Annotated in this window: 22 protein-coding genes; 18 read left to right on the top strand and 4 right to left on the bottom strand. The window is 57.1% G+C overall.

The features are described from left to right. The first annotated feature begins 77 nt into the window (after positions 1–77). Genes RA28_RS08835 through RA28_RS08820 form a run of 4 tightly spaced genes read left to right on the top strand, consistent with a single transcriptional unit; the run spans position 78 to position 5,494 of the window. A complete protein-coding gene (locus RA28_RS08835; protein ID WP_039526875.1) occupies positions 78–404 on the top strand; it encodes a hypothetical protein in 327 nt (108 codons plus the stop codon). Beyond that, positions 401–3,973: a choice-of-anchor D domain-containing protein gene (locus RA28_RS08830; RefSeq protein ID WP_039526872.1), complete on the top strand. Its 3,573-nt coding sequence runs from the start codon at positions 401–403 to the stop codon at positions 3,971–3,973. The genes RA28_RS08835 and RA28_RS08830 overlap by 4 nt, the downstream gene beginning before the upstream one ends. Beyond that, positions 3,970–4,239, top strand: a complete 270-nt coding sequence (locus tag RA28_RS08825) for a hypothetical protein (RefSeq protein WP_039526867.1) — start codon at positions 3,970–3,972, stop codon at positions 4,237–4,239. The genes RA28_RS08830 and RA28_RS08825 overlap by 4 nt, the downstream gene beginning before the upstream one ends. After that, positions 4,232–5,494 carry an MFS transporter gene (locus tag RA28_RS08820; RefSeq protein WP_082029783.1) on the top strand — a complete coding sequence of 421 codons (1,263 nt, stop codon included), beginning with the start codon at positions 4,232–4,234 and terminating at the stop codon, positions 5,492–5,494. The genes RA28_RS08825 and RA28_RS08820 overlap by 8 nt, the downstream gene beginning before the upstream one ends. A gap of 47 nt (positions 5,495–5,541) precedes the next feature. Here RA28_RS08820 and RA28_RS08815 read toward each other — a convergent pair whose 3' ends face one another. Continuing rightward, complete coding sequence (locus RA28_RS08815; RefSeq protein ID WP_039526864.1) at positions 5,542–6,657, bottom strand: THUMP domain-containing class I SAM-dependent RNA methyltransferase; 1,116 nt, start codon at positions 6,655–6,657, stop codon at positions 5,542–5,544. Positions 6,658–6,956: 299 nt separating this feature from the next. Here RA28_RS08815 and RA28_RS08810 point away from each other — a divergent pair, with 299 nt between their 5' ends. Genes RA28_RS08810 through nqrF form a run of 6 tightly spaced genes read left to right on the top strand, consistent with a single transcriptional unit; the run spans position 6,957 to position 12,829 of the window. Next, positions 6,957–8,300 carry a Na(+)-translocating NADH-quinone reductase subunit A gene (locus tag RA28_RS08810; protein WP_039526861.1) on the top strand — a complete coding sequence of 448 codons (1,344 nt, stop codon included), beginning with the start codon at positions 6,957–6,959 and terminating at the stop codon, positions 8,298–8,300. 5 nt (positions 8,301–8,305) lie between these two features. Then, a complete protein-coding gene (locus tag RA28_RS08805; protein WP_039526859.1) occupies positions 8,306–9,514 on the top strand; it encodes an NADH:ubiquinone reductase (Na(+)-transporting) subunit B in 1,209 nt (402 codons plus the stop codon). Beyond that, a complete protein-coding gene (locus RA28_RS08800; protein ID WP_039526856.1) occupies positions 9,507–10,334 on the top strand; it encodes a Na(+)-translocating NADH-quinone reductase subunit C in 828 nt (275 codons plus the stop codon). Before RA28_RS08805 ends, RA28_RS08800 begins: the two co-directional genes overlap by 8 nt. Further along, positions 10,334–10,987, top strand: a complete 654-nt coding sequence (locus RA28_RS08795; RefSeq protein ID WP_039526853.1) for an NADH:ubiquinone reductase (Na(+)-transporting) subunit D — start codon at positions 10,334–10,336, stop codon at positions 10,985–10,987. Before RA28_RS08800 ends, RA28_RS08795 begins: the two co-directional genes overlap by 1 nt. Further along, complete coding sequence (nqrE, locus tag RA28_RS08790; protein ID WP_039526851.1) at positions 10,987–11,595, top strand: NADH:ubiquinone reductase (Na(+)-transporting) subunit E; 609 nt, start codon at positions 10,987–10,989, stop codon at positions 11,593–11,595. Before RA28_RS08795 ends, nqrE begins: the two co-directional genes overlap by 1 nt. 10 nt (positions 11,596–11,605) lie before the next feature. Further along, on the top strand, positions 11,606–12,829 hold the full coding sequence (gene nqrF / locus RA28_RS08785) for an NADH:ubiquinone reductase (Na(+)-transporting) subunit F (protein WP_039526847.1): 1,224 nt from the start codon (positions 11,606–11,608) through the stop codon (positions 12,827–12,829). Between the two features lie 53 nt (positions 12,830–12,882). Here nqrF and RA28_RS08780 read toward each other — a convergent pair whose 3' ends face one another. Together RA28_RS08780 and RA28_RS08775 are read right to left on the bottom strand one after the other, a co-directional pair. Then, entirely contained in the window at positions 12,883–13,344 is a 462-nt protein-coding gene (locus RA28_RS08780; RefSeq protein WP_039526844.1) for a hypothetical protein, read from the bottom strand. 10 nt (positions 13,345–13,354) lie between these two features. Continuing rightward, on the bottom strand, positions 13,355–13,651 hold the full coding sequence (locus RA28_RS08775) for a hypothetical protein (RefSeq protein WP_152612047.1): 297 nt from the start codon (positions 13,649–13,651) through the stop codon (positions 13,355–13,357). A gap of 228 nt (positions 13,652–13,879) precedes the next feature. Between RA28_RS08775 and RA28_RS08770 the strand changes: the two genes are divergently transcribed. Then, positions 13,880–14,650, top strand: a complete 771-nt coding sequence (locus RA28_RS08770) for a metallophosphoesterase family protein (RefSeq protein ID WP_052261380.1) — start codon at positions 13,880–13,882, stop codon at positions 14,648–14,650. A 19-nt stretch (positions 14,651–14,669) separates the two neighbouring features. Here RA28_RS08770 and RA28_RS08765 read toward each other — a convergent pair whose 3' ends face one another. After that, a complete protein-coding gene (locus tag RA28_RS08765) occupies positions 14,670–15,194 on the bottom strand; it encodes a CBS domain-containing protein (protein WP_039526839.1) in 525 nt (174 codons plus the stop codon). A gap of 123 nt (positions 15,195–15,317) precedes the next feature. Here RA28_RS08765 and RA28_RS08760 point away from each other — a divergent pair, with 123 nt between their 5' ends. The 7 genes from RA28_RS08760 (at position 15,318) to RA28_RS08730 (ending at position 22,618) form a co-directional block, all read left to right on the top strand. Further along, positions 15,318–15,503, top strand: coding sequence for a hypothetical protein (locus RA28_RS08760; protein WP_039526836.1), 186 nt, complete (start codon positions 15,318–15,320; stop codon positions 15,501–15,503). A 66-nt stretch (positions 15,504–15,569) separates the two neighbouring features. Next, the gene (locus RA28_RS08755; protein WP_039526833.1) at positions 15,570–16,595 is read left to right on the top strand and encodes an FAD:protein FMN transferase; all 1,026 of its coding nucleotides are present in this window, start codon (positions 15,570–15,572) and stop codon (positions 16,593–16,595) included. A 15-nt stretch (positions 16,596–16,610) separates the two neighbouring features. After that, positions 16,611–16,841 carry a (Na+)-NQR maturation NqrM gene (gene nqrM, locus RA28_RS08750; protein WP_039526832.1) on the top strand — a complete coding sequence of 77 codons (231 nt, stop codon included), beginning with the start codon at positions 16,611–16,613 and terminating at the stop codon, positions 16,839–16,841. A 15-nt stretch (positions 16,842–16,856) separates the two neighbouring features. Then, positions 16,857–18,533, top strand: a complete 1,677-nt coding sequence (locus tag RA28_RS08745; RefSeq protein ID WP_039526829.1) for a sulfatase-like hydrolase/transferase — start codon at positions 16,857–16,859, stop codon at positions 18,531–18,533. Between the two features lie 87 nt (positions 18,534–18,620). Continuing rightward, on the top strand, positions 18,621–20,138 hold the full coding sequence (gpmI, locus tag RA28_RS08740) for a 2,3-bisphosphoglycerate-independent phosphoglycerate mutase (RefSeq protein ID WP_039526826.1): 1,518 nt from the start codon (positions 18,621–18,623) through the stop codon (positions 20,136–20,138). Continuing rightward, complete coding sequence (locus tag RA28_RS08735) at positions 20,135–21,268, top strand: murein hydrolase activator EnvC family protein (RefSeq protein WP_039526822.1); 1,134 nt, start codon at positions 20,135–20,137, stop codon at positions 21,266–21,268. The genes gpmI and RA28_RS08735 overlap by 4 nt, the downstream gene beginning before the upstream one ends. A 6-nt stretch (positions 21,269–21,274) precedes the next feature. Continuing rightward, the gene (locus tag RA28_RS08730; RefSeq protein WP_039526821.1) at positions 21,275–22,618 is read left to right on the top strand and encodes a S41 family peptidase; all 1,344 of its coding nucleotides are present in this window, start codon (positions 21,275–21,277) and stop codon (positions 22,616–22,618) included. Positions 22,619–22,624: the final 6 nt, after the last annotated feature.

Here is a 22,624-nt window from a genome sequence, read left to right as displayed (position 1 = left end):
CCGTTTGGGTGCGCTGTTGCCGTTATACCGTCTGTCGTTCGGAACCGGGACCCTCACGATCCGAGGAGCGTCCGATCATGGCAAATGAAAAATCGACGAAATCAAAATCCCGAAAGCCGGGGAAGAAGGGCACAGGCGGCTCTGGCGGATCCGGGGGAGGCGGCGGCGGATATGGCGGCAGCGGTGGCGACGAGCCGACGGGCGAAAGCCCGGAGAACCTTGATATTCACGAAGCTTTTCTGAAGCACCGGCTGGAAGGGGGCGAGGAGCCGTCCTCGCAAGCCTATGCAAGAGCCGTTGAGCAGTTCCAGAAGCTTCCGGGCGCCATTCGTGGAAAGCCAGCCTTCGTACCGCCCAAACCGACGGACGATGACCCGGACAGTGACGCGGGAGGTTCAAAATGATCCCTGGCACAGTATGGAAACCCATTGGCCCAAGCCCGATCACAGGTGGCCGCGAAGACAACGGTTTGGTTACCTCAATTGCCACCCATCCCAGCGATCCGGATATCGTTTATATCGGTACTGCGGATGGAGGCGTCTGGAAAACCGGAGACGGCGGCGCAAACTGGCTGGCGCTTTTTGACGAAGAGCTTTGTCTGGCTATCGGAGAGCCCAATTGCGTGGCGATCGATCCCGGCGACACGGATGTCTTGTATGTCGGGACCAGCACGCGCGGCGCAGTTTCGGTTCAACAGAGGGTTGGTATCTTCAAATCGGCCGACGGTGGGGCCAGCTGGATCCTGCTGGGATCCGGTTACCCCGAAGGTAACGACGGAAACGCGGATGATTTTGCGAACCGCAATGTCAATTCGATTGTCGTGGATCCGGCGAATTCTCAGGTTGTCTATGCGGCAACAAGCAACGGAGTCTGGGTTTCAACCGATGCCGGCCAGAATTGGACCCGTGGCGCGGGTACTGCCGGTTTGGACGCGCGCTCGCTCGAGCTTGATGTCACATCACCAGTCGGTGCCCGTGTCCTTTACGCCGGAATGAGTGGCCAGGGCGTATCCCAATCAACGGATGGCGGAGCGAACTGGGCACCGGTTATGACAGCTGGAACGCCAGCGGTCGCCGCTGTACTTGGCGGTGGCGTTGTCATGGGTCAGGTGCTTGCGCGTTTGGCACCGCCGACCTCGCCACCGGCGGCGGGTGGAATTCAGGTGATCTACGCAGTCATTGCACATGCCGTAAGAGGCTCGACACCGGATCCGATCGCTCTTTTCATGAGCACGGACCAGGGTGCGACCTGGACGCAGCAGGCTGCGGCGGGCGCAGCAGCCGCAACGACCTTTGCGGGTTACTGTATGACGCTTGCCATTGATCCTGCTTCACCCGGGGATGGGGCCAACGACATCCTGTTCTGGGGGACGCAAAATCAGGTGCGGTCGGCTGACTCGGGCGCGAGCTTCACCAATATTTCCGGCGGGCTTCACGCCGATACACATGCCTGGGGGTTCTTTCAACCGCCGGCCCCGGCCACAACAACGATTTATTGCGGGAATGATGGCGGTATCTTTCGGTCGACAGATGACGGCGCGAACTGGACGGCGCTGAACTCGGGCGGTTTCCAGACGACACTTATCTATAATATGGACATCAAACCGGGTGCCGCCGGAGACGTCACCGTCGCCGGGTTCCAGGATAACGGGCATAAACGGACGGACGGGCCTCTTGGCTGGACTTTCATTGGCGGCAATGACGGATGGGATATTGTCTATGACGGTGTAACCGCGGAGCGCTTGCTCTTGACGCGAAACGGCAGCAATCCAGCGACCCGCGTGTTGAGATCGACGGACGATGGCGGCAGCACCGGCGATGTTACGCCTTGGGCTGGTGGCAGCGCAGAGGACGCATTTTACCTTGCAAGTCTGGCCGCCGATCCCGGCAACGATGGGATATTCTACGTCGCAAGCAATGCCAATATCTGGCAAAGCCTTGATGGCGGCTCGAATTGGCGAACAATTTTCCCGATAGCCTCGGGTTTCATTACACCCCGCATCGCCGTCTCGCCGACAAACGGAAACAACGTGGTTATTTCGGCGGCCGGGCAGGTCTTTGTTTCGACGAATGCTTTGGCGGCAACGGTTGGCGGGGCAAATGGCGTTTCGTTTACCAACATCTCACGGAATTTGCCTGGCCGAAATGTCACGCGGTCGGCCTTTGATCCGAACGACGAAACGGCGATTTTCTGCGTGCTGGGGGGATTTGCAAATACCGCGTCGCCCGGGCATGTGTTCCGCACAACGATAGGCGGATCGCAATGGGCCGATATTTCGCCGAACGTGAATGTCCCGTTTGGTGCAATTGCGCTGGACGGTGATGAGACGCCATCGACCTTGTATGCCGGGTGCGATTTGGGCGTTTTGCGATCCGTTGATCGCGGCAAAACCTGGTATGTTCTGGATGATCTTCATTTCCCGAACGCGCCGGTCACCGACATTGTTGTCGGTCGCGGTTCGAATGTTCTGCGCGCGGCGACATACGGACGCGGCGTTTTCGAATTCGCCAAGCCCGAAGGGCCGGTGATTGCCGTGAACCTGCAAAACAGGTTCGAATTTGGCACGGTCTGCGACGGCCCCGTCTCGTTGACACTGCAGGTCTTCAATGTCGGCACTGACGATCTGATCATCAAAAGCGTGCAACGCATTCTGGGCTCGGCTGCATTTGAAGTCGAAGCGTTTCCATCGACTCCACTGTCGATTGCTCCGGGTGGCGAGGTGGACTTTACGCTGACCTACACGCCCTCTGCGCCGGGTGCAGACGATTTGGCGACCATCAGGATTGCCTGCAATGACGCAGAGTCGCCAACGGTCGATCTGCTGGCAAGTGGGACAGGCGGCACGGCAAATGCCGAGCTATCGATCGCCGACAACGGCGATTTTGGAGAGGTATGTGTTGGCGAATTCCGCGATCAGGGTCTTGTCATAAACAACTCGGGCCAGTGCCCATTGTTGATTGGTGCCGTTGGATCATCCTCGCCCGAGTTCTTCATCCCCAACACGGTGTCTTTCCCCTTGAAGATCGCGCCGGGAGCGAGCGTGACCTTGCCGCTGCGGTATCAACCAACGGCATTTGGCAATGATGCGGCAACTATTCTAGTCAGCAGCAATGATCTCGACAGCCCCGCGCAGATAGAAGTAAGGGGCACTGCGCCACCGCCAAGGTTGGTCTTGTCGTTCGCCGATGACGGTGATTTTGGCAATGTGTGCGTCGATCACTTCAGCGACAAGCCTCTGGTGCTGTCCAATAGTGGGAAATGCCCTCTGACGATTTCATCAATTTCGTCAAGCTCGGCCGAGTTTGTCGTGCCACAGGTCTTGATCTTCCCGCTGGTGATCGCCCCGGGTTCGGCGGTTCCGGTTTCGATCCGGTTCCAGCCCACGTCGTTCGGCCCGAAATCAACCACGATTTCAGTCGTCAGCGATGACCCGGCAAGTCCGACGGCAATCGCTCTGACGGGTTTCGCCCCCAGCGGCAAATTGACGATTACTGGAACCGGGTGTTTCGGCGGGGTCGAGCTTGGCACGCACGCGCTGACAACTTTTGCGATCTGCAACACGGGCGACTGCGATCTGCACGTGACAAAAGTCGGGTTCAAACCGCCAACGCGATGCGAAGAACTTGCACATTGCGGCGAGGATTGCGGCTGTGACTGCGGGTGCGGCGATGGCGACGACAAGGACGAACGGAAAAAGCCGGCCTGTGATCAGAAGTGCCTGAACTTCAAGATCGTTAGCAATCCGTTCCCCGCGACCGTCAAATCCGGGTCGTGTTTGGATTTGACCGTCAAATACACACCGACATGCAACAATGCAGCCTGTTGTGAGCTGGAAATCGAAACCGATGATCCAGACAACCAGAAGGTCTCGGTCTTTGTGACGGGTCATCTGAAGCGCACATTGAAGTCTGCGATCAAGTGTTGGGCCGGACAGGAGCTGAACGACATGATCAAGGCGGGGAAGTCCTGTTGACAAAACGTCGTCAGATAACGCGTCTTGAACGCAGCGAATTGCAGAGCCGCCAACACAACAGCGTCGGTTTCCGGCTGGGGCTTGTGCCGGGTGTAGCGGTCATTTTCGCGGTTTTTCTGGTCGGTGCGCTGGTCGGCCTTCTGTTTATGGCGGCGTTTGTTTTCCTTGCGCTCTTGTTGGTTGCCGGGGGCTTGGCGGTCTTGGTTTCAAGGCGCTGGTTCGTTCGTAACCCTGCTTTGCATCTGAGACGCCGCAAGGATGAGTAAGCCGCATTGGCCTGCTGCACGCCTTGGAGGCGGGTCAGGCATGTCCTCGCTGCTGGCGCTGTTTCTTGCAGATTTCATTGTTCGGACAAGTTATCAGATCGGCAAGGCACCAGTTTTGCCGGTTTTCGCGCATGGTTTAGGCGCCTCGCCGCTGCTGCTTGGTGCGATCGTGTCGGTTTCGACGGCCACCGGGTTCTTCCTGAAACCTTTGTTCGGATTGTTGTCGGACTATCGCGGCAGGTGGATTTGGCTGATGATCGGCACAACCCTGTTCACGCTGGTTCCTGCACTGTATTTGTTCGTGAAAACCCCCAGCGATCTTTTTGCATTGCGCATAATCCACGGGCTTGCGACTGCAGTTTATGGACCAGTCACACTGGCCTATGTTGCGTCATGGCGTCGAAATAAGGCCGCAGAAGCTTTTGGCTGGTTCGGGCTGGCGCGGACTTTGTCTTATATCCTAGGGCCGTTGATCGGCGGGGCCGCACTGACCTTCGCCGCGCCCGAGACGATCTACGCAGCAACCTGCTTTTTGTCTGCGCTGGCATTTTTGCCGACGCTCTATGTCAGAAATTTCGATCACGTCGCAAAGCCGCCAACCTGGTCGCTGACTGAGGCCATTCAGGTGGTCCTGACCTGCCGACCGCTTTTCGTTTTGGCAATTATCGAGGGCACGACCTATATCGCGATTTACGCGGTCAAAGCCTTTTTGCCCGTAATGGCACTGATCGCCGGGTATCAACCGATCGAAATCGGTACGTTTCTGGCCCTTCAGGAGGCCACAAATGCCATTTTGCGCCCGCCCATGGGACGGTTGGCTGATCGAACCCGACCCGGTCTGCCGCTTTTGCTGGGCCTGGCAACTTTAGCCGCGGGGTTGCTCGTCCTCTCTGTCGGGGGGCCGGCACAATCCATAATGCTGGCGGTCGCGGTTTTAATCGGGGCAGGGCAGGGCGCATTTGGTCCAGCGACCTTGTCACTCGTTTCCATTGCCACCCCGCCGCAGCATTTGGGTCTGGCATTCGGAAGCATAGGTGCCATTCGCAACGCGGGCAAAATTGCCGGTCCGATCATAGCAGGCGCGCTGGTCAGCACGTTGTCCTATCAGGCGGCCTTCGCAAGCATCGCGTCGATACCCCTGTTGCTGGCTCTGTGGATTTTGGTGTCACCGCGTCATTCGCCATCGGCACTTGAGTACAGCGCCGTGACCGTAAAAGGATCCGGACCACCTCAAGGTAAAAGCCCGGGGAATTGACATCCAGTATCCCAAGTTCTCGGGGGCAATTCATGTGCCGCCGACCGCTAGGACAATGGGTCTGTTTGGTACAAACGGATCTTTGTCCCGCCGTGATCCACAACCGGTCCGGCAGGCAGAAACGGCAGGCGCGTGGCTCGGGCCAGTGAGGCATTGCTGGTCACAATTGCCGCGCGCCACCCCTTGAATTGGTTCATTAAAACCTTGCCGAAGCTACCGTAAAGCGAGCGCAAACGCTTTTCGTCGCCGATACGTGCTCCGTAAGGCGGGTTCGCGATGACAAGTCCAACGGGCCCGGGTGGCGGCTTTATGTCACCTACGGCGCGGTGCTGGAAACGCGTGACCGCCTCGACCCCAGATCGCAACGCATTGGCTGTCGCGGCCTCGACCGCGCCGGTGTTTCTGTCCGAGCCGCTGAATACAAGGTTGCAGTCGCGCGTGGGCACGCCGCCGCGCATGTCTTGCCACAGGTCCTCATTAAACCCAGCGAAGTCCTGAAACGCGAAACGGCGGGATCGGCCGGGCAGGAGCCCCAACCCAATCTCGGCGGCCTCAAGGACAAAAGTCCCCGATCCGCACATCGGATCCAGTACCGGCTCTGCCCCGTCGAACCCGCACTCGCGCAGGAACATGGCCGCCATGCTTTCGCGCATTGGCGCCTTTGCCACGGCGGCTTTGTGCCCGCGTTTGTGCAAGGGTTCGCCCGAGCTATCCAACGAGAACGTGCAGATGTCTTTTTCGATCCGCAGCAGCACGCGAATGCCCGCTTCGGCCGAAATGGGTGCCCCCAAGGTCTCTGTGATTGCGCGTTCGATGCGCTGACGTGCGGCGCCAGCGTGATAGATCCTGGACTTTCGGCTGGTTGCTTCAACTTTGACCGGAATATCAGGTCGCAGGAAATCTGACCACGGAAACTTGCGGGCTCGTTTGTCCAGCTGCGCCAGATGAACCGCTGGAAAACTGCCGATCCGCACCAGAACTTTGTTGGCCCCGCGCAAAACAAGATTGGCGCGCCAGACCTCGGACCAATCGCCGCGGCAAATGACCCCACCGGCAATGGCGCGAGCCGATGAAAATCCATGCTCGACAGCCTCGGCACACAAGGGCGCCTCCAGCCCCGGTGTGGCAATCAAGAATATTTCCATGTCTGTAGGCTTGGTCATTTTGCGTGCTTACACCGGTTGTGCGGCAGGCGCGACAAGCAATTTTCCAGCATTTGCGGCCACTCGGATAGCGCATTGCGATCAGAATATGGTAATGACAGGGAAATTTAGGCAGTAACGGGTTTGCGTTTGGTCTCGTCCCCGCGTAAAGGGGCCGTGATCGGAATAACGCCCGCGGATTCTTACTGGTTGTCGATGCTTTTTTCGGCTCTGGTGTGCGTATTCGCACTGTTTTTACGCTGTCTCGTGATGGCGGAACGCATAAGGCGCAAGAAAGAGGCTTGGAAGAACGTAGCGACATGCAAACTTTCAATCTGAAAAAAGGTTTGGACTTGCCGGTTGAGGGCGCGCCCGAACAAAAAATCTATCCGGGGCCAGAGTTTTCTACGGTTGGCGTTCTGGGTGGCGACTACATCGGCCTCAAGCCCAAAATGCTGGTTCAGGAAGGCGATGACGTAAAACGCGGTACGCCGCTGTTCTGTCATAAGGATGCGCCCGAGGCGATGATGGTTGCTCCGCTCAGCGGTAAGGTTGTGGCCATCAATCGTGGTGCGCGGCGCGTGCTGCAAAGCGTTGTCATCGAAGTCAGCGACGTGAACGACACCGGTGTGGACTTTTCCGCCGTAGGTGACGCGACAAGCGCCGAAGGTGTGACCGCAAAACTGTGCGCCGCCGGTCTATGGACCTCGTTCCGCACCCGGCCCTATTCGAAGATGCCGCAACCGGGCAGCAAACCGGCGGCGATTTTCGTAACGGCAATGGATACCGACCCGCTAGCTGGCGACGCCGCGTTGATCATTGCTGAAGCCGCTGAAGCGTTTGCGTCAGGTCTGGCGGCAATTGCGCATCTGACGGACGGCAAAACCTACTTGTGCCATGCCGAGGGCGCCTCGATCCCCGCGGGCGATGTGCAAGGCGTCGAAACAGCAACGTTTTCGGGCCCTCACCCCGCAGGACTTGCCGGTACGCATATTCATTTTCTCGAGCCTTTGGCGGGCGAAAAACAGGTTTGGACAATCGGCTATCAGGATGTGATTGCCATTGGTCGACTGGTTCAGAGCGGTCACCTGGATCCGAATGTCGTGATTGCACTGTCTGGTCCTTGCGCACGCCAACCCCGTCTGATCCGCACCGTGATGGGTGCGTCGACCGACGAACTGACGCAGGACGAAATCAATGTGGATGGCAGCGCGCGGATTATTTCGGGCTCGATCCTCTCGGGAACGCAAGCCGAAGGGCCGACTGCATATCTGGGGCGCTTTGCCCGGCAGATTTGCGTGATCCGCGAAGATCACGACCAAAACACGCTTGGCTGGATCCTTCCGATGCCGTCGAAATATGCCGTTCAGCCGGTTCTTGGATCAGCGTTTGCGAAGAAATTGTTCGCCCTGACCTCGAACCTGAATGGTGGGCGCCGCGCGATGGTTCCGACAGGAACATTCGAACAGCTGATGCCGCAAGACTATCTGCCGACGCAACTGTTGCGCGCGCTGTTGGTGATGGACACCGACACTGCGCAAGCTCTGGGTGCGCTGGAACTGGATGAAGAGGACATGGGCCTGGTGGGCTTCGCCTGTCCGGCGAAATATGAGTATGGGCTGGCGCTGCGCGACTGCCTGACCAAGATTGAAAAGGAGGGCTGATCCACATGGGTTTGCGCAACTTCTTTGATCGGATCGAGCCGAACTTTACCAAGGGCGGCAAGTACGAGAAGTATTTCCCCATCTACGAGATGGTGGAAAGCTTCATCTACACTCCGAAAACCGTAACCTCCGTGGCACCGCATGCGCGGTCCTACGTGGATATGAAGCGGATCATGACCTACGTCGTGATCGCAACGATCCCCTGCATCCTTTGGGGGATGTACAACACCGGGTATCAGGCGAACTCGGCCATCGCGGCGTTGGGCCCGGACTCGGCCACCGGTTGGCGGATTGCGATCCTGCAGACATTCGGCATTTCACTGAACCCCGACAGCATATTTGCCAACGTGATGCACGGGCTGATGTATTTCCTGCCGATCTACATCACGACGCTGGTTGCGGGTGGTATATTCGAGGTGATCTTTGCCACCGTACGTGGGCACGAGGTCAACGAGGGCTTTCTCGTAACTTCTATGCTTTATACGCTGATCATGCCTGCAACAGCGCCGCTTTGGCAGGTCGCGCTGGGTATCATTTTCGGCGTTGTGATCGGTAAGGAAGTCTTTGGCGGCACGGGTAAGAATTTCCTCAACCCCGCCCTTGTCGGTCGCGCATTCCTTTACTTTGCGTATCCGGCAAACATGTCCGGTGACACGGTTTGGACCCCAGTAGATGGGTTCTCGGGCGCGACCGCGCTGTCAGTTTCAGCTTCGCAGGGTTATCAGGCGCTCGCCGCGGACGGAATTACCTGGTGGAGCGCGTTCTTTGGTCAGATACAGGGTAGCTTTGGTGAGACCTCGACACTGGCCTGTATGATTGGTCTGGCGTTCCTGCTAACGACGCGGATCGCCAATTACCGGCTGGTCGTCGGGTGTTTGGCGGGGACGATCGGCTTTACCTTGCTTCTGAACTTGATCGGATCAAGCACCAACCCGATGTTTGCGATGCCGTGGTACTGGCACATCGTCATCGGTGGCTATGCCTTTGGACTGGCCTTTATGGTGACCGAGCCTGTTTCGGCCAGCCACACCAACCTCGGCCGCTATATCTATGGCGCGCTGATCGGTGTCATGGTCGTGATGATCCGTGTGATCAACCCGGCGTTCCCCGAAGGCATGATGCTGGCCATCCTGTTCGGCAACGTCTTTGCACCGCTGATCGACTATTTCGTCGTTCAGGCCAATATCAAACGGAGGGCGCGTCGCCATGTCTGATACGCAATCCCCGGATAACAACGATGCACCCAAAGGTGCGATCGCCAAGTTTCTGGCGGCATCGCCGGATTCGGTCGGAAAGACGATTTTTGTCGCTGTAGCCGTCTGTCTTGTTGCCTCGATGGTTGTCTCCGCAGCTGCAGTCAGCCTGCGACCCGTTCAGGAATCCAACCGCCTGAAAGACAAGCAGGTCAACGTGTTGCAGGTGGCCGGTGTCTATGAACCCGGCATCGACGTCACCGAGGCTTTTGCCGCGTTTGAGCCGCACGTTCTGGACCTTGCAACCGGAGAATTCGTGGATGATCAGTTTGATCCGACCACATTCGACGACATTGCTGCCGCTAGCGATCCAGAGCTGAGCGTTGCCTTGGATGACGACCCCGCAGGGATCGGACGCAAGTCAAAGTACCGCGTTATCTACCTGCTGCGCGACGATTCAGGCGGGCTGGACAAGGTGGTTCTGCCGCTGCACGGCTATGGCCTCTGGTCGACTCTCTATGGCTTTATTGCGTTGGAAAACAACGGCAACGATATCTATGGCCTGCAATTCTATCAGCACGGCGAGACCCCGGGCCTTGGGGCCGAGGTGGACAACCCACGCTGGAAGGCCCTTTGGAATGGCAAGAAGCTGCGTGACGACGCGGGTGATCTGCAAATTACTGTGTCCAAATCCCAGCCTGCCGCCGGACCCGACTTTTACATCGACGCGCTGGCAGGGGCGACACTGACCTCGGTTGGTGTCGATAATCTGGTGAAATTCTGGATGGGCGATGCAGGCTACGCCCCGTTCCTGGCCAAACTGCAAGCAGGAGAGATTTGATGTCCCAGACCAAGAGAGAGATGCTGGTCGACCCGCTTGTCGACAACAACCCGATCACATTGCAGGTGCTGGGCATCTGTTCGGCGCTTGCGGTGACATCCTCGCTGCAAGTGTCGATGGTGATGGCGCTGGCGGTGATCTTTGTGACCTCGTTCTCGTCCTTCTTCATCTCCTGCTTGCGCAACCAAATTCCCGGTTCGATCCGGATCATCGTTCAGATGGTGATTATCGCCTCATTGGTGATCCTCGTGGATCAGATCCTGAAGGCCTATGCCTTCGAGATTTCGAAAACCCTGTCGGTTTTCGTCGGCCTGATTATCACCAACTGTATCGTGATGGGCCGCGCCGAGGCCTTTGCGATGAAGAACCCGCCGGTCGCATCCTTCATTGACGGGGCGGGCAACGGCATGGGCTATGGCCTTATCCTGCTCATGGTCGGGTTCCTGCGTGAATTGTTCGGAGCCGGGTCGCTGTTTGGTGTCACGATCCTGCAGACGGTCAACAATGGTGGGTGGTATGTTCCCAATGGCATGCTGCTCTTGCCGCCTTCGGCGTTCTTCATCATCGGTCTGATCATCTGGGCGTTCCGCACGTGGAAGCCGAGCCAGGTGGAAGAACGTGAATACAAAATCCAGCAGGTAGAGGCCCACTGATGGAAGGTCTGATCTCACTGGCCGTAAAGGCCATCTTTGTCGAAAACCTCGCGCTCAGCTTCTTTCTGGGGATGTGTACTTTCATCGCCGTTTCGAAGAAAATCTCGACCGCGCTGGGTCTGGGGATTTCGGTTATGGTTGTGCAGGCCATCACTGTGCCTGCCAACAACCTGCTGCTGAACTACTTGCTGAAACCGGGCGCGCTGGCATGGGCCGGGTTCCCGGATGTGGACCTGACCTTCCTTGGGCTGATCTCATACATCGGCGTGATCGCGGCGATGGTGCAGATCCTTGAGATGGTTTTGGATAAGTACTTCCCGCCGCTCTACAACGCGCTGGGGATCTTCCTGCCGCTGATCACGGTGAACTGCGCAATCCTGGGTGGGTCGCTGTTCATGGTCGAGCGTGATTATAACTTTGCCGAGGCGACGACCTATGGCCTGTCTTCCGGTTTTGGCTGGGCGCTGGCGATCACTGCGATGGCGGGTGTTCGGGAAAAGCTGAAATATTCGGATATCCCAGACGGCCTGCAAGGTCTGGGCATAACGTTCATCACCGCGGGACTGATGGCGATGGCCTTCATGTCCTTCTCGGGCGTGAAACTGTAAGGAGGGCGCAATGGAAACCTTTAGCCTAGGCGTAGCCCTTTTCACCGTCATCGTTCTGGGGCTGGTGGCGATCATTATGGCGGCCCGTTCCAAGCTGGTCTCGACCGGGAACGTCAACATTACCATCAATGGTGAAAAAACCGTCTCAGTCCCGGCAGGTGGCAAACTGCTGCAGACACTTGCGGCCGAGAAGCTGTTCGTGCCATCCGCCTGTGGTGGCGGAGGAACCTGCGCGCAGTGTCGTGTGCGGGTGCATTCCGGTGGCGGGTCGATCCTGCCGACCGAAGAAAGCCACATCACCAAGCGTGAAGCGGCCTGTGGCGACCGTCTGTCCTGTCAGGTGGCTGTCAAGCAGGACATGGATATCGAAGTCCCGGAAGAGGTCTTTGGCGTCAAGAAATGGGAATGCACCGTACGTTCGAACGAGAACGTGGCAACCTTCATCAAAGCTCTGACGCTGGACCTGCCAGAAGGAGAGGATGTGAACTTCCGCGCTGGTGGTTACATCCAGATCGAAGCGCCTGCGCACCAACTGGCCTATACCGATTTTGACGTGGAAGAAGAGTATCGCGAAGATTGGGATCGTTTCAATTTGTGGCAATACAAATCCGTTGTCGGCGAACCAATCGAACGCGCCTATTCGATGGCCAACTACCCGGATGAAAAAGGCATGATCATGCTGAACGTCCGCGTGGCCTCACCCCCTCCGGGATCGGAGGGTATTCCGCCGGGTCAGATGTCATCTTACATCTTCAACCTGAAACCGGGCGACAAGGTCACGATTTCGGGCCCGTTTGGTGAATTCTTCGCCCGCGAAACCGAGAAAGAGATGGTCTTTATCGGTGGCGGTGCCGGTATGGCCCCAATGCGCAGCCATATCTTTGACCAGCTCAAGCGTCTTAAGAACAAAGACCGCAAGATCACCTTCTGGTATGGCGCGCGCTCGAAGAAAGAGATGTTCTTTGTCGAGGATTTTGACCAGCTGGCCGAAGAATTTCCGAATTTCGAATGGCATGTGGCGCTGTCGGATGCGCAGCCCGAGGATGACTGGAAAGGCTATACCGGCTTCATCCACAACGTGTTGTTCGACGAATACCTCAAGAACCACCCCGCGCCCGAGGACTGCGAATACTATATGTGTGGTCCCCCAATCATGAACCAGTCGGTCATCAACATGTTGCTGGATCTGGGCGTGGACCGCGAAGACATCATGCTCGACGATTTCGGCGGGTAAGGACCGAAAAACCGGCGCTCAAGGGCGCTGGTTTTTTTGAAATTTCTGGTGGTTCAATTGCCGCGTTTTTCTTTCAAAAGCGCTGAAATGATCGGCAGCAGCAAAGCCGGGATCGAGCCCAACGGGTTTGCGCCAATGTTCTTGACGGCTTGAACGAGTTCGCGTGCATCCGTGGCCATGTTTTCCAAATCGTCCTCGATCTCGGCTATCGCCATATCGCGCAGTTCAACCGCCGGGGCGATTTCCTGCTCGGCGCTGATACCTTTCGAGAAAAGAGCGAACAAGACGGCAAGAAGAAGATTGCCAAGGGCCAAAATCGCGGCTGCATAGGTGGCAGACATCCAAGTGTTCAGCGCGAAATAGAACGCGATATTCAAAGAAACCAACCCCGCCAACGCCGCTATTCCGGCCAGGATCATCAATATTGTCTGCTGCTGAACAACGGCCAGACGTCGGCGCGCTATCAGTCTTTCTGTGCGGTAGATTGTCGTGAGGTTCCTGCTGATCCGATTCATGTCGTACCCTCTATTTTTGTGTGCGGCCAATGACGTATCCCAGAGCGAATACGGCGATCATCGATGTCATTGGGTATGATTTTTGCAGGCGCCCCAAATCTTCGGCAACTTTTTCACCGAATTCTTCCGTCTTGGCGAGGTCAATGCCGTGTTCGGCCAACAGCCTTTTGACCTCTTCAGTCGGTGTGTGTGCCGCGTTGTCGCTTTCGCCGTTGCCAACCGGAGCATCTTTGGACTTTGCCTCCAACTGTGCGTTGCGGGTTCGAAGCTTTTCTAACTCGATCTCGAGTTCTGCCTTGGTCACCATCGGCAAACTCTCCTTCCAATGCCTGTTTTGCATCACAATTTATGAGTGCAAAATCCTGAGCCATTTGAACATGCGCTCCTGCGCCGGTAAATGGCGTTCTACCTCAAGGGTGTGGATTGAGGCTGGCATCGACGACTCCCACCAACTTAACCACAAAGTAAGCGCGATCCGCTTTGATCATTTTCCAAGATTGCTGAGGCAAGGTATCCAAGGTAGGGATCAGGCAAGATGTTTTCGAATTGGCTCAAAAACCTGTTCCTGTCGCCCAAGCGCGAATGGCCGCCATCGACGCTGGCACCGGCGGAGCGATTTTATGTGGTGGGTGACATTCATGGCCGTCTGGATCTTTTGCAGAAGTTGCTGTCAGAGCTTGATCCGGACTGCACGGTGGTCTTTGTCGGGGATTACATTGATCGCGGGGACCAAAGCGCGCAAGTTCTACGGTTGCTTTACGCGTTCAGCGCTGACCCAAAGCGCAAGACAGTATGCTTGCTTGGAAACCACGAAGACATGCTGTTGCGGTTTCTTGAAGACCCGCAGGCGTCCGCCACGATGTGGATGCACAATGGTGGTTTGCAAACTTTGACGTCTTTCGGCATCAATGACTTTTCGGCGTTACCGGACAAAGCGGATAAGGTGGCCGACAAATTACGCCATGAGATAGGAGTGCCCTTGTTGGCTTGGTTGCAGGACCGACCCCTGCTTTGGACCAGCGGCAACGTAACCGTTGTTCACGCGGCGCTTGATCCGTCGAAACCGCTTGAAACCCAGCCCCGGAACGTCTGCATCTGGGGTCATACCGGCTTTCGAGACAGTCGTCGTCGGGACGGGCAATGGGTTGTGCACGGCCACACAATTGTAACGGACCCGACGGTAGTGGATGGGGTAATATCGGTGGATACGGGCGCTTTTGCGACCAACGTTTTGACCGCGGCAGAGGTATCCCGCGGTCAGGTCCGTTTTTTGTGCACCGGTCGACACGGAGTGACCCGTTTATAGACAGCAGGTCCCGAAGGACTTAGCCGACGATCATTTGCTTCATTCTAAGCGCTTCATATTCCAGCTCTTTCAAGCGGAAATGCACGACGTCACCAATCGTAATGACGCCGCGCAGGTTGCCGTCGCTCAGAACCGGCATGTGACGGAACCGGCCCTCGGTCATGGTTTTCAGGACGGCATTCAGGCTGTCTTCTGGGGCGCATGTCTGCACCTCTCGTGTCATCAACTCCTCGACCGATTGAGGAAGGGTCTGACCGGGCGTATCTGCCATGCGGCGCACGATATCGCGTTCCGACAAAATGCCCTGCAGGGCGCCGTTCTGGTCTGTTACGACAACTGCACCAATGCGTTTGTCCCGAAGAATATCGACAACCGAATGAATGGTATCATTGGGCCGCACCGCGATGACTGTATCCCCTTTACCTTCCAGCAACTTGGCCACGGTCGTGTTTGAATGCGACAAATTTGACTCCAGCGACTGGCTGCGGGTGGACGTATCGGCCTTGTCGCCGCGTGTAGGTGGCTGGTAAGAGCTTGGTGCCATTGGCGGTCTCCTCCGACTTGGGAATTGGCTGTCACATCTACCTTATCGCAGGGGAAAGCGCTGTATAGGGTACAAATGAGAAAACTGGCGCAACTGCGCTGCATCGTTGGGATTTCCTGCCCTATGAGCCATCTGTATTTGACCCCGCCTGTGGCTGCGCTGATCTTTTTGGGCGTCGTGATCTGTGGTCATAATTTCCGTCGTGTCTGGAAGTTGCAGGCACCGGGTTGGCAAGTGCGGGCCTGGGTGTTTGGTATCCCGGCGGCAATCGGTTTATTGGCCTTGGGGTTTTTGCCGCTCAAACTCTAGGCCCCGTTTGACTCTGCCCAGAGGCGCTGGCATACGCCGGGCAAAGTTCCCGAACGAGGTTTGATGATGCGCCACCTGACGGCCCTGGCTTTGACTGTTTTCGTATCCGGATGCCTGTTCGACAAGGAACCCGATGTGGTTCGCCTGTCCGGTGAAACGATGGGTACGACGTTCAACATCACGGCAATTGGTGAGGACCTTGACGAGAATGCACTGGCTTCGTCGGTGCAAGAGACATTGGCCGAGGTCAATGCCAAGATGTCCAACTGGGACCCGAACTCAGAGGTTTCGGTCTTCTCTGCCTCAAGCAGCACCGATCCTGTCAGCATATCTGCCGAATTTGCGCATGTGATTGCAGCGGCCAACGATGTGCACGAAAAGTCCGGTGGTACGTTCGATGTCACGCTTGGGCCCTTGATCGAATTGTGGGGGTTCGGACCGCGCAAACCCGAGGACCCGGTACCCTCGGACGCAGAAATACAAGCGGCGCTTGGTGCTGTGGGGCAGGCGCGATTGCTGACACTGGATCAGGACGCTGGCACGCTGGCCAAGGCTGCGCCCAAAGTTGGGATAAACCTGTCGGCAATTGCCAAAGGGTATGGGATTGACGCCGTGGCAGAGACCTTGGCCGAGGCTGGTATCGAAGACTACATGGTCGAAATCGGCGGTGATCTGGTGGCAAAGGGCGAAAACGACAAAGGCGAGAGTTGGCGCATTGGCATCGAAAAGCCCGAATCCGGTGCGCAAAGCATCCAAATGGTTGTACCTGTCGCTGATCTGGGCATGGCGACGTCGGGTGACTACAAGAACTTCTTCGAACAGGACGGCGTGCGGTATTCTCACATAATCGACCCAACAACCGGGCGGCCGATCACCCACAGAACGACCTCTGTGACGGTGTTGGCCGAAAACGCCATGATGGCAGATGCATGGGCGACGGCAATGTTGGCGCTGGGACAGGAAAATGGTCTTCAACTGGCCGAAGAGAGCGATCTTGCCGTGTTTTTCATCTCGCGGGATGTGACAAGCGGCGAGGATGCCTATATCACTGTACAAAGCAGCGCATTCAAGGATGCGCTGGGGACCAACTGACAGGTAGGAACCTAGATGATTACCTTTCTTCTGGCTTTCGGGCTGCTTTTGATTGTTATGGTCGGCATGTCGCTGGGCGTGATGCTTATGGGTAAGACCATCAAGGGCAGCTGCGGCGGCCTGAATGCGATCTCTGGCGCAGATAAATGTGTCGTCTGTCAGAAGGACATCGACCCGGACAGCCCGCTGCGTGACCAGTTGCAGTGCAAACGCGCGAAAAAGATGCTGCAACGGATGGAAGGCTAAGCTACCACTCTTGGCATGAGCAAAGCCAAGAACATCCTTTTCATTATGTTCGATCAGCTGCGTTGGGACTACCTGAGCTGCTATGGACATCCGCACCTTAACACACCCAACATCGATCGATTGGCCGCAATGGGCGTCCGCTTCACCCGCGCTTACATCCAGTCGCCGATATGTGGGTCGTCCCGGATGTCCGCGTACACCGGGCGTTATGTCCATTCTCACGGCGCATCTTGGAACAACATCCCGCTGAAAGTCGGTGAGATGACGATGGGCGATCATCTGCGCAATGCGGGGATGGATTGCTGGTTGGTCGGCAAAACCCACATGGCTGCGGATGCGGAAGGTATGGCGCGACTGGGGCTAGAGCCGGACAGTATCATCGGCGCGCGCGTGGCAGAGTGTGGTTTTGACGTGTTCGAGCGTGACGACGGCATGCGCCCGGAAGGGCCGGACGGCTTTTATGACCCAAACGGAGCCAAGAAATACAACGAATTTCTGGCCGATCGAGGTTATGAAGGCGACAACCCCTGGCACGATTTTGCAAACTCGGGGCTGGATGCGGATGGCAACGTATTGTCAGGTTGGTTTCTTAAAAACTCATCTCAAGCCGCCAATATCGCCGAAGAGGACAGCGAAACGCCGTATCTGACGACGCGCGGTATCGAGTTTATGGAAAGCCATGCCGGTCCCTGGTGCTGTCACCTCAGCTATATCAAACCGCACTGGCCCTACATCGTGCCCGAACCCTATGCCTCGATGTATGGCGCCGAGCATGTTTTGCCGGTGGTCAGATCCGAGGCCGAGCGGCAGAATGCGCATCCGGTTTTGAAGGCGTTTATGGATACCAAGGTTGGTCAGGCATTTTCGCGTCAGGACGTGCGTGACTTGGTGATCCCGGCGTATATGGGCCTGATAAAGCAAGCTGACGACCAGATGGGTCGGTTGTTTGACTGGATGGAGCAGACAGGGCGGATGCGGGATACCATGATCGTTCTGACGTCGGACCACGGCGATTTTCTGGGCGATCATTGGATGGGAGAGAAAACCTTTTTCCACGATGCTTCGACCAAGATGCCGCTGATCATCTATGATCCGTCGCCCGAGGCTGATGCGACACGCGGCACGACTTGCGATGAACTTGTCGAGTCCATCGATCTGGCGCCCACTTTCGTCGATATGGCCGGTGGAACAATTGCGGATCACATCCTCGAAGGCCACTCCTTGTTGCCGATCCTGCGTGGACATGCGAGCCGGACGCCCCGAAAGGTCGCGATCTGCGAATATGATTACTCGGCATCTCCAATCGCCCAGATGCTGGGCGCTTCGGTTCGGGATGCGGTTATGTTCATGGTAACAAACAAAAAGTGGAAGCTGATCCACTGCGAAGGCGGCTACCGTCCGCTTTTGTTCGACCTGGAAAACGACCCCGATGAACTGACGGACCTGGGCAACAGTGACGCGCATGCGGGAGTCATTTCGCAGATGTATGATCACCTGTTCGAATGGACCCGGCGACCGTCACAACGTACCACCCGATCACGTCAACAATTGATGGAAATGCGGGGCAAAAGCGGTGGCACGGGTGTGGTAATCGGCATCTACGACGAAAACGATATTCCTTTGGAATTGACGGTCAAGTACCGCAATCGCACGGCGCGGCCCTACACAGACTACAAGAACTCGGAAAGTTAATTCTGTCTAAAGCGCCGCAAAAGGCGGTTCACCCCTGCGCAGCCACGGGATAGAAGAGACGTCACGAGCAGTAACCGGAGAGCATCAATGACCGCCCCCAAACCCGTAGTTCTGTGCATTCTCGACGGTTGGGGACTTTCGGATAACCCAGAGGCGAATGCGCCGTTGCTGGCGAACACGCCGACCTTTGATGCGATCATGTCACATGGCCCACACGCCAAACTGATCACCCATGGGCCCGATGTCGGCTTGCCAAGTGGCCAAATGGGGAATTCTGAGGTGGGTCATACCAATATCGGAGCGGGCCGGGTCGTTGCGATGGACCTCGGGCAGATCGATCTTGCGATTGAGGATGGCTCTTTCTTCGAAAACGCAGCCTTGAACGCCTTTATCGCCAAGGTGAAAGCCAACGGTGGAACGGCGCATCTGATGGGTCTGGTGTCGGATGGCGGCGTGCATGGGCATCTGACTCACATTCTTGCCGCCACGAAAGCCATTACGGATGCCGGTGTCCCAGTTGCGTTGCACGCCGTTACAGATGGACGGGACGTCGCGCCCAAATCGGCGGCCGGGTACATTGCGGAGTTGGAAAGGCAATTGCCGGACAATGCCCGGATCGTGACGGTTTGTGGCCGTTATTTCGCAATGGATCGGGACAATCGGTGGGAACGCGTGTCCAAAGCATACGATGCCATGATCAAAGGGCAGGGTCGGGAAGCCGGGTCTGCGCAGTCCGCAGTGGATCAGGCCTATGCTCTGTCCCAGACCGATGAGTTTATCGAACCAACCGTTCTGCCGGATTTCGACGGCGCAAAGGATGGAGACGGTTTTTTTTGCCTGAATTTCCGCGCCGATCGGGCTCGTGAAATCCTGCGGGCAATCGGCGAGCCCGGGTTTTCGGAGTTCGATACCGGGCCTCGCCCCACGCTGGCAGCGTTGCTGGGTATGGTTGAGTACTCGGACAGCCATAATGCGTACATGACGACCGTGTTTCCGAAGCGTGAGATCGTGAACACGCTGGGGGAATGGGTTGCCAAACACGGGTTGCGGCAATTCCGCCTGGCGGAAACGGAAAAGTACCCCCACGTGACCTTTTTTCTGAATGGCGGAAAGGAAACGCCCGAGGACGGCGAAGATCGCTTCATGCCCAAATCGCCGAAGGTCGCGACGTATGATCTGCAACCTGAAATGTCGGCCCCTGAAGTGACCCAAAAATTTGTCGAGGCAATAGAGGCAGGATACGATCTGATCGTTACAAACTACGCCAACCCCGACATGGTTGGTCATACCGGTGATCTTCAGGCAGCGATAAGGGCATGCGAAGCGGTGGATCAGGGGCTTGGAAAGGTTGTCGCGGCGCTCAAAAACGCGGGTGGTGCAATGATCGTTACCGCCGATCACGGCAACTGCGAAATGATGATAGACCCGGAAACCGGTGGTCCGCATACCGCGCATACCCTGAACCCGGTTCCAGTTGCGTTGGTTGGTGGCCCTGTCGGTGCGTCGCTGCACGATGGCCGCCTTTCCGATTTGGCACCGACCATTTTGGATTTGATGGGTCTGCCAAAGCCGCCCGAAATGACTGGCGAGAGCCTTATTTCATGAAGGTACGCGCGCTTTTTCTGGCAATCGCCCTATTCCCCGGTGGTGCGGTCGCGCAAAGTGACCCCTCGCAGGCCGCGCTTGAGGCGGCTGCATTGCTGGAACAGGCCTCGGTCGCGTTGACGGAAGCGGACAGTGCACGAGACAGGGTAAGCGCGCTCACGGAAACCATTCAGGCCTATGAAACAGGTTTGGCCGCAATGCGCGATGGCCTGCGTCGTGCTGCGCTGCGCGAAGCACAATTGGTCGCCGAACTGCAGGTGCGTGAACAAGACGTGGCCCAACTGCTTGGCGTTCTACAGACAATTGAAACAACTGCCCCACCGGTCCTGATGCTGCACCCTTCGGGGCCATTGGGCGCGGCGCGGACTGGCATGATGTTGTCCGAAGTGACTCCGGGCCTGAACGCGCGTGCACAATCTCTGGCCCAAGACCTGACCGAAGTGCAGACGTTGCGCAGTTTGCAACAAAGTGCGGCTGATACGCTGACCGAGGGCCTGACCGGTGTTCAGGACGCGCGCACGCAGCTGAGCAAGGCCATCGCCGACCGTACCGACTTGCCCCAACGATTTGTCGAAGATCCGGTGCGTACAGCAATTCTGATCTCGTCCACTGAAACGTTGGACGGGTTTGCCAGCGGCCTATCTCAGATATCGGGCGGAGAGATTGCCGAGACGGACGCCGATGTATCGACACAAAAAGGTCAGATCGAATTGCCGACTCAGGCCGTAATCCTTCACCGGGCGGGCGAAACGGACGCTGCCGGGGTGACGCGGCCGGGTATGGTGCTGGGCACACGACCGCGCGCGCTGGTCGTGTCGCCGACGGCGGCTACGATCCGTTACCGCGGGCCGTTGCTTGACCTGGGGAATCTGGTCATTTTGGAACCGCAGCCGGGATTGCTGTTTGTCTTCGCGGGCCTGCAGGAGGTTTATGGTCAAGCCGGCCAGGTGATCCCAGAAGGGGCACCAGTGGGACTGATGCCCGGAGAAACGCCGGGAATCGGCGCTATTATGTCAACAAGCGGTGATGGCACTGGAACTGACCGATCAGAAACGCTCTATATAGAGGTAAGACAAGATAACAGCCCCGTTGATCCGGACACGTGGTTCCGGACGAACAAGGATGGATAAACGAGTATGAAGAAATTTGTAATGGCCGGATTGGCCGGTACCGTGGCAGGGATAGTCGCAACAACGCAGATCGCCGGTCCATTGTTGGCGCAAGAGGCGGAAAGCAAAGCCGACGTTTATCAGCAACTGGATTTGTTTGGCGATATCTTCGAACGCATTCGTGCACAATATGTCGAAGAAGTCGAAACGGATGATCTGATCGAAGCGGCGATTGATGGAATGCTGACTTCGCTTGACCCGCATTCAAGCTATCTGTCCCCCGATGACGCCGAACAGATGCGCGTGCAGACACGTGGTGAGTTTGGTGGATTGGGCATCGAAGTCACGCAAGAGGAAGGCTTTGTCAAAGTTGTTTCACCGATTGATGAGACGCCTGCGGACGAGGCAGGAATCGAGGCTGGTGACTTTATCACGCATGTTGATGGCGAGAGCATTCTGGGCCTGACACTGGATTCGGCTGTTGATCTGATGCGCGGTCCGGTCGGTTCAGAAATCGTGATTACCATCGTGCGAGAAGGTGAGCCCGAGCCTTTTGACGTGACGATCATTCGGGACACCATCAAGCTGACGGCCGTACGTGCCCGGACCGAAGGCACAAGCGTCGTCTTGCGGGTGACGACGTTCAACGACCAAACCTATCCGAACCTGAAAGAAGGGCTTGAGGAACAAATTGAAGAAGCCGGTGGCTTGGAAAACGTCAACGGCGTCGTGTTGGACCTGCGCAATAATCCGGGCGGGTTGTTGACACAGGCCATCAAGGTCTCGGACGCGTTTCTGGACGAGGGTGAGATCGTCTCGACCCGCGGGCGCGATCCGGCGGATGGCGAGCGGTTCAATGCGACTGCTGGCGATCTGACAGGCGGCAAGCCGATTGTTGTTCTGATCAATGGCGGTTCTGCATCGGCGTCAGAGATTGTGGCCGGTGCGCTTCAGGATCACAACCGCGCCATTGTCGTCGGCACGAAAAGCTTCGGCAAGGGGTCGGTTCAGACGGTTATGCCATTGCGCGGCGATGGTGCAATGCGCCTGACGACGTCGCGCTATTACACACCGTCCGGTCGATCTATTCAGGCCTTGGGTGTCAGCCCTGACATCATCGTTGAACAACCGCGTCCGGAACCCGCAAGTGACGAGGACGACGAGGCCAATGCCAATACCCGGTCCGAGGCGGATCTGCGCGGCAGCCTGAACAATGACAGCCTCAGCGAGGACGAAATCCGCCAGATCGAAGAAGATCGTGCCAAGGCCGAAGCAACTGCAGAGCTGCGCGAACAGGACTATCAACTGGCCTACGCGATTGACATCCTCAAGGGCTTGTCGGCATTCCGTCCGAATGGTCCATCACAGTAACAAATA

The organism is Ruegeria sp. ANG-S4, from assembly GCF_000814005.1.
Classification (GTDB): Bacteria; Pseudomonadota; Alphaproteobacteria; order Rhodobacterales; family Rhodobacteraceae; genus Ruegeria.
This window is presented reverse-complemented; position numbering and strand designations above follow the sequence as displayed.